This is a genomic window from Streptomyces sp. NPDC002580 (genome assembly GCF_042889485.1).
In the GTDB taxonomy this organism is placed as follows: domain Bacteria; phylum Actinomycetota; class Actinomycetes; order Streptomycetales; family Streptomycetaceae; genus Streptomyces.
Genome location: NZ_JBIAQZ010000002.1, coordinates 1,017,642 through 1,023,944 on the forward strand (window position 1 = coordinate 1,017,642; position 6,303 = coordinate 1,023,944).

Annotated in this window: 4 protein-coding genes and 1 pseudogene; all 5 read left to right on the forward strand. The window is 71.2% G+C overall.

What is annotated here, in order from left to right; all coding sequences use genetic code 11:
* Nucleotides 1–128: 128 nt before the first annotated feature.
* Nucleotides 129–2,222, forward strand: coding sequence for a transketolase (gene tkt, locus ACFYW7_RS10910; protein WP_389500356.1), 2,094 nt, complete (start codon nt 129–131; stop codon nt 2,220–2,222).
* A gap of 19 nt (nt 2,223–2,241) precedes the next feature.
* On the forward strand, nt 2,242–3,387 hold the full coding sequence (gene tal / locus ACFYW7_RS10915) for a transaldolase (RefSeq protein WP_389500358.1): 1,146 nt from the start codon (nt 2,242–2,244) through the stop codon (nt 3,385–3,387).
* Entirely contained in the window at nt 3,384–5,030 is a 1,647-nt protein-coding gene (gene zwf, locus ACFYW7_RS10920; protein ID WP_389500360.1) for a glucose-6-phosphate dehydrogenase, read from the forward strand. Before tal ends, zwf begins: the two co-directional genes overlap by 4 nt.
* Nucleotides 5,027–5,962 carry a glucose-6-phosphate dehydrogenase assembly protein OpcA gene (opcA, locus tag ACFYW7_RS10925; RefSeq protein ID WP_389500362.1) on the forward strand — a complete coding sequence of 312 codons (936 nt, stop codon included), beginning with the start codon at nt 5,027–5,029 and terminating at the stop codon, nt 5,960–5,962. The genes zwf and opcA overlap by 4 nt, the downstream gene beginning before the upstream one ends.
* Nucleotides 5,955–6,303, forward strand: a pseudogene (locus ACFYW7_RS10930) (glucose-6-phosphate isomerase); the annotation flags it as partial. The gene opcA and the pseudogene ACFYW7_RS10930, both read left to right, overlap by 8 nt.

A 6,303-nucleotide genomic window follows, 5' to 3' on the forward strand; every position in this document is an offset into this window, starting at 1 on the left:
CGCCACGCCCTTGCGTGTCCCACTTTCACCGAAGGCTGACACACGGGCACCTTCCCCGGCAAAAGTCTGACTTTTACTTTTGAAGTCACGACACCAGGGATCGCCCATTCAGTGAGGACTTCTTGAAGATGAGTACGCAGGGCTCCGACGGGTTCACCTGGACCGGACTGGACCGCCGCGCCGTCGACACCGCCCGTGTCCTGGCCGCCGACGCCGTGCAGCAGGTCGGCAACGGGCACCCCGGGACCGCGATGAGCCTGGCCCCGGCCGCGTACACGCTCTTTCAGAAGGTGATGCGTCACGATCCGGCCGACCCGGAGTGGACCGGCCGCGACCGCTTCGTCCTCTCCCCCGGCCACACCTCGCTGACGCTCTACACCCAGCTCTTCCTGTCGGGATACGAACTCGGCCTCGACGATCTCAAGGCGTTCCGCACCCACGGGTCCAAGACGCCCGGCCATCCGGAGTACGGACACACCGCGGGCGTGGAGACGACGACCGGTCCGCTCGGGCAGGGCGCCGCCACCGCGGTCGGCATGGCGATGGCCGCCCGCTACGAACGCGGCCTGTTCGATCCCGAGGCCCCCGAGGGGGAGTCCCCCTTCGACCACACCGTCTGGGCGATCGTCTCCGACGGCGACCTCCAGGAAGGCGTCTTCGCCGAGGCCTCCTCGCTCGCCGGCCACCAGAAGCTCGGCAACCTGGTCTTCCTCTACGACGACAACCACATCTCCATCGAGGGCGACACGGCGACGGCCTTCTCCGAGGACGTGCCGGCGCGCTACGAGGCGTACGGCTGGCACGTGCAGCGGATCGAACCCTCGACCGACGGCGACATCGACGTCCACGCCCTGTACACAGCGCTCACGGCGGCGCGGGCCGAGACCGGGCGCCCCTCCCTCATCGCCATGCGCACGATCATCGCCTGGCCCGCTCCCAACGCGCGGAACACCGAGGCCTCGCACGGCTCGGCGCTCGGCGCCGAGGAGGTCGCCGCCACCAAGCGGATCCTGGGCTTCGACCCGGAGCGGACGTTCCAGGTCGACGAGGAGGTCCTGGTCCACACCCGGGGGGCGCTCGACCGGGGTGCCGAGGCGCACGCCGCCTGGGACAAGCGGATCGGCGCGTGGCGCACCGCCGAACCCGAGCGCGCCGCGCTCTTCGACCGGGTCGTCGCGGGACGGCTGCCGGAGGGCTGGGAGACCGCCCTGCCGGTGTTCGAGGAGGGCACGTCCCTGGCCACCCGCGCCGCCTCCGGCAAGGTCCTCCAGGCGCTCGGCGCGGTCGTCCCCGAACTGTGGGGCGGCTCCGCCGACCTGGCCGGCTCGAACAACACGACCATCGACGGGTCGTCCTCGTTCCTGCCGAGGGGCAACCCCCTGCCGGAGGCCGACCCGTACGGCCGCACGATCCACTTCGGCATCCGCGAGCACGCGATGGCCGCCGAGATGAACGGCGTCGTGCTGCACGGCAACACCCGTGTCCACGGCGGCACCTTCCTCGTGTTCTCCGACTACATGCGGGGCGCCGTACGGCTCTCCGCGCTGATGCAGCTCCCGGTGACGTACGTCTGGACGCACGACTCGATCGGTCTCGGCGAGGACGGCCCCACCCACCAGCCGGTCGAACACCTCGCCTCGCTGCGCGCGATCCCCGGTCTGAACGTGGTCCGTCCGGCCGACGCGAACGAGACGGCGATCGTCTGGGCCGAGATCCTCCGGCGCCACTCCACGCACCCGGCCCCGCACGGTCTGGCCCTCACCCGGCAGGAGGTGCCGACCTACCCGGCCGACCCCGAGGCCGCGCGCGGTGGCTACGTCCTGCGGGACTCCTCCACCGGCACCCCGGACGTCGTCCTCATCGCGACCGGCTCCGAGGTGCGGCTCGCCGTCGGGGCGCGCGAACTGCTGGAGGCCGAGGGCGTGGGCACCCGCGTGGTGTCGATGCCGTCCGTCGAGTGGTTCGAGGAGCAGACCCCCGAGTACCGGGCGAGCGTCCTTCCGCCGTCCGTGCGGGCCCGCGTGGCGGTCGAGGCCGGGATCGGTCTGACCTGGTACCGGTACGTCGGTGACACGGGACGCGTGGTCTCGCTGGAGCACTTCGGCGCCTCCGCCGACGCCGGGACGCTGTTCGCCGAGTTCGGCTTCACCGCGGAGAACGTCGCCGCCGCCGCGCGGGCCGCGCTCGACTCCACGACTTCCACCGCCGCCCTGCGCGGCTGATCCGCCCGCACGAAGGAAGATGATCACTGTGACCGAAGCAACCGCGACCGCGGTACCTCTTGAGCGCCTCTCGCGCGAGGGCGTCTCCATCTGGCTCGACGACCTCTCCCGCAGGCGGATCGAGTCCGGCAACCTGGCCGAACTCGTCGCCACCCGCCACGTGGTGGGCGTCACCACCAACCCGTCCATCTTCCAGGCCGCCATCGGCTCCGGCGAGGGTTACGAGGAGCAGCTGGCCGACCTCGCCGTGCGCGGGGTGACGGTCGACGAGGCCGTCCGCATGATGACGACCGCGGACGTGCGCGCCGCCGCCGACGTCCTGCGTCCGGTGTACGAGGCGACCGGCGGCCGCGACGGCCGGGTCTCCATCGAGGTCGACCCCCGGCTGGCCCACGACACCGCGGCGACGATCACCGAGGCCAGGCAGCTGTCCTGGCTGGTCGACCGCCCGAACGTGATGATCAAGATCCCGGCGACGAAGGCCGGTCTCCCGGCGATCACCGAGGTCATCGGGCTCGGCATCAGCGTCAACGTCACGCTGATCTTCTCCCTGGAGCGCTACCGCGAGGTCATGGACGCCTACCTGGCGGGCCTGGAGCGGGCGCGGGCCGCGGGCATCGACCTCGCCGGCATCCACTCCGTCGCCTCCTTCTTCGTCTCCCGGGTCGACAGCGAGATCGACAAGCGGCTCGAGAAGGTCGGCACGGACGAGGCCCTCGGGCTCAAGGGCCGGGCGGCGCTCGCCAACGCGCGACTCGCCTACGAGGCCTACGAGGAGGTCTTCGGCGGCGCCCGCTGGACGGCCCTCGCCCCGTCCGGCGCCCACAGGCAGCGTCCGCTGTGGGCCTCCACGGGCGTCAAGGACCCGGCCTACAAGGACACCCTGTACGTCGACGAACTGGTCGCGCCGGGCACCGTCAACACCATGCCCGAGGGAACGCTCAACGCCACCGCCGACCACGGAGACATCCACGGCGACGCGGTGACCGGCGGCTACGACCGGGCTCGCGCCGACCTGGCCGCGGTCGGGGCGCTCGGGATCTCCTACGACGAGGTCGTGGGTCTGCTGGAGGACGAGGGCGTCTCGAAGTTCGAGGCCGCCTGGGAGGACCTTCTCGCCGCGGTGGCGACCTCGCTCCGCGGCAAGGGGGTCGAGGGGGCATGACGAAGGGTGAGGCACTTTCCGACGACGGTCCGCAGGGTGCGCCCGCCGCGCCGCAGGGACCCGGTGACCCGGCCGTGGAAGCGGGCGGCCTGAGCGCCGAGGCTCTCGGCGTCCCCGCCGTCGACCGGGACAATCCGCTGCGCGACCCGCGCGACCGTCGGCTCCCCCGGATCGCGGGCCCCTCCGGTCTCGTCATCTTCGGCGTCACCGGCGACCTGTCCCGCAAGAAGCTGATGCCGGCGGTGTACGACCTCGCCAACCGGGGTCTGCTGCCGCCGGGCTTCTCGCTCCTCGGGTTCGCCCGCCGTGACTGGGAGCACCAGGACTTCGCGCAGGTGGTGCACGACTCGGTCCGCGAGCACGCGCGCACCGAGTTCCGCGAGGAGGTCTGGCAGCAGCTCGCCGAGGGCATGCGGTTCATCCCGGGCGACTTCGACGACGACGCGGCCTTCAAGCAACTGCGTTCGGCCGTGGAGGAGTTGGACGCCTCCCGGGGTACCTGCGGGAACTACGCGTTCTACCTCTCGGTGCCGCCGAAGTTCTTCCCGAAGGTGGTCGAGCAGCTCAAGAAGCACGGGCTGGCGGACGCTCCGGAGGGTTCCTGGCGGCGCGCGGTCATCGAGAAGCCGTTCGGCCACGACCTGGCGAGCGCGCGCGAGCTGAACAGGATCGTGCACGATGTGTTCGACCCGGACCAGGTGTTCCGGATCGACCACTATCTGGGCAAGGAGACCGTCCAGAACATCCTGGCGCTCCGCTTCGCCAACCAGATGTACGAGCCCGTCTGGAACCGGTCGTACGTCGACCACGTCCAGATCACGATGGCCGAGGACATCGGGATCGGCGGCCGGGCCGGTTACTACGACGGCATCGGCTCCGCCCGGGACGTGATCCAGAATCATCTCCTCCAGCTGATGGCGCTGACCGCAATGGAGGAGCCGGCCTCCTTCGACGCCGGGTCGCTGCTGGCCGAGAAGCTCAAGGTGCTCAGGGCGGTGCGGCTGCCGGAGGACCTGGGCGAGCACACGGTGCGCGGCCAGTACGCGGCGAGCTGGCAGGGCGGCGAGCACGTGCGCGGCTACCTCCAGGAGGAGGGCATCGATCCCGGCTCGACGACCGACACCTACGCGGCCGTCAAGCTCCAGGTGGACAACCGCCGTTGGGCGGGCGTCCCCTTCTACCTCCGGACCGGCAAGCGCCTCGGGCGACGGGTGACGGAGATCGCGGTGGTCTTCCAGCGCGCTCCGCACTCCCCGTTCGGTTCCACGGTCACCGAGGAACTCGGCGCGAACGCGATCGTCATCCGGGTCCAGCCCGACGAGGGCATGACGGTGCGCTTCGGATCGAAGGTGCCGGGTACGTCGATGGAGATCCGGGACGTCACCATGGACTTCGCGTACGGCGAGTCGTTCACCGAGTCCAGCCCGGAGGCGTACGAGCGGCTGATCCTGGATGTCCTGCTCGGCGACGCCAATCTCTTCCCCCGTCACCAGGAGGTGGAAGAGTCGTGGAAGATCCTCGACCCGATCGAGGGGTACTGGGACGCGCACGGCACGCCCGCGCAGTACCCCTCGGGCAGTTGGGGCCCGAAGGAAGCCGACGAGATGCTCGCAAGAGACGGACGGAGCTGGCGCAGGCCATGAAGATCGACCTGACCGACACCACGGCAAGCAAGATCAACAAGGCGCTCGTACGGGGGCGCCGGGCCATCGGCACCCCCGCCGTGGGCATGGTTCTGACGATGGTCATCGTCACCGACGAGGAGAACGCGTACGACGCGATGAAGGCGGCCGAGGACGCCTCCCGCGAGCACCCCTCGCGCACCCTCGTCGTGATCAAGCGCGTCGCCCGCACCCCGCGCGACCGCACCAACTCCCGTCTGGACGCGGAGGTGCGCGTCGGGAGCGACGCGGGAACCGGCGAGACGGTCATCCTGCGGACCTACGGCGAGGTCTCCGACCACGCCGACTCGGTGGTCCTGCCGCTGCTCCTGCCGGACGCCCCGGTCGTCGTCTGGTGGCCGGTGGACGCGCCCGACAACCCGGTCAAGGACCCGCTGGGCGCCCTCGCGCAGCGCCGGATCACCGACATGTACGCCGTCGAGGGCCCTCTCGAGGCCCTCGACGCCCGCGCCGCCTCGTACGCGCCGGGCGACACCGACCTGGCCTGGACCCGGCTGACCCCGTGGCGCTCGATGCTGGCGGCGGCCCTCGACCAGGCCCGTACGAAGGTGATCTCGGCGACCGTCGAGAGCGAGGCGCACAACCCGAGCGCCGAGCTGCTGGCCCGCTGGCTGGAGGCCCGCCTGAAGGTCAGGACCGAACGCGTCGTGACCGCGGGCCCCGTGGTGACGGCCGTCCGGCTCGGCACCGCGAACGGCGAGATCGTGATCGACCGCCCCGAAGGCCCGCTGGCCACCCTGACCCTGCCCGGGCAGCCCTCCCGGACCCTCGCGCTGAAGGTGCGCCCCACCTCCGAGCTGATCGCCGAGGAACTGCGCCGCCTCGACGCGGACGAGATGTACGCCATCGCCCTGCGGGGCGAGGTAACCAAGGAGACCCCCCGACATGTCTGACTCCCCCAAGCCCACCCGGCGCCCGGAGTGGGTGGCCCTGGAGGACCACCGCGCGACCGCGTTGCTCCACCCGCGGCTGCGCGAGCTGTTCGCCGCCGACCCCGCTCGCGCCGAGCGCTATGTCGTCCGCGTCGGTGACCTGCGGATCGACTACTCCAAGCATCTGATCACCGACGAGACCCTGGCCCTGCTCCAGGAACTCGCCGTCGCCACCGACGTGTTCGGGCTGCGGGACGCGATGTTCCGGGGCGAGAAGATCAACACGACCGAGGACCGGGCGGTGCTGCACACGGCGCTGCGGGCGCCGCGGGGCGCGGTGGTGGAGGTCGACGGGGAGAACG

Bases quoted from the DNA above. Each gene is read 5' to 3' on its own strand.
- tkt (WP_389500356.1), top strand. From the start codon at position 129: ATGAGTACGCAGGGCTCCGACGGGTTCACCTGGACCGGACTGGACCGC.
- tal (WP_389500358.1), top strand. From the start codon at position 2,242: ATGATCACTGTGACCGAAGCAACCGCGACCGCGGTACCTCTTGAGCGC.
- zwf (WP_389500360.1), top strand. From the start codon at position 3,384: ATGACGAAGGGTGAGGCACTTTCCGACGACGGTCCGCAGGGTGCGCCC.
- opcA (WP_389500362.1), top strand. From the start codon at position 5,027: ATGAAGATCGACCTGACCGACACCACGGCAAGCAAGATCAACAAGGCG.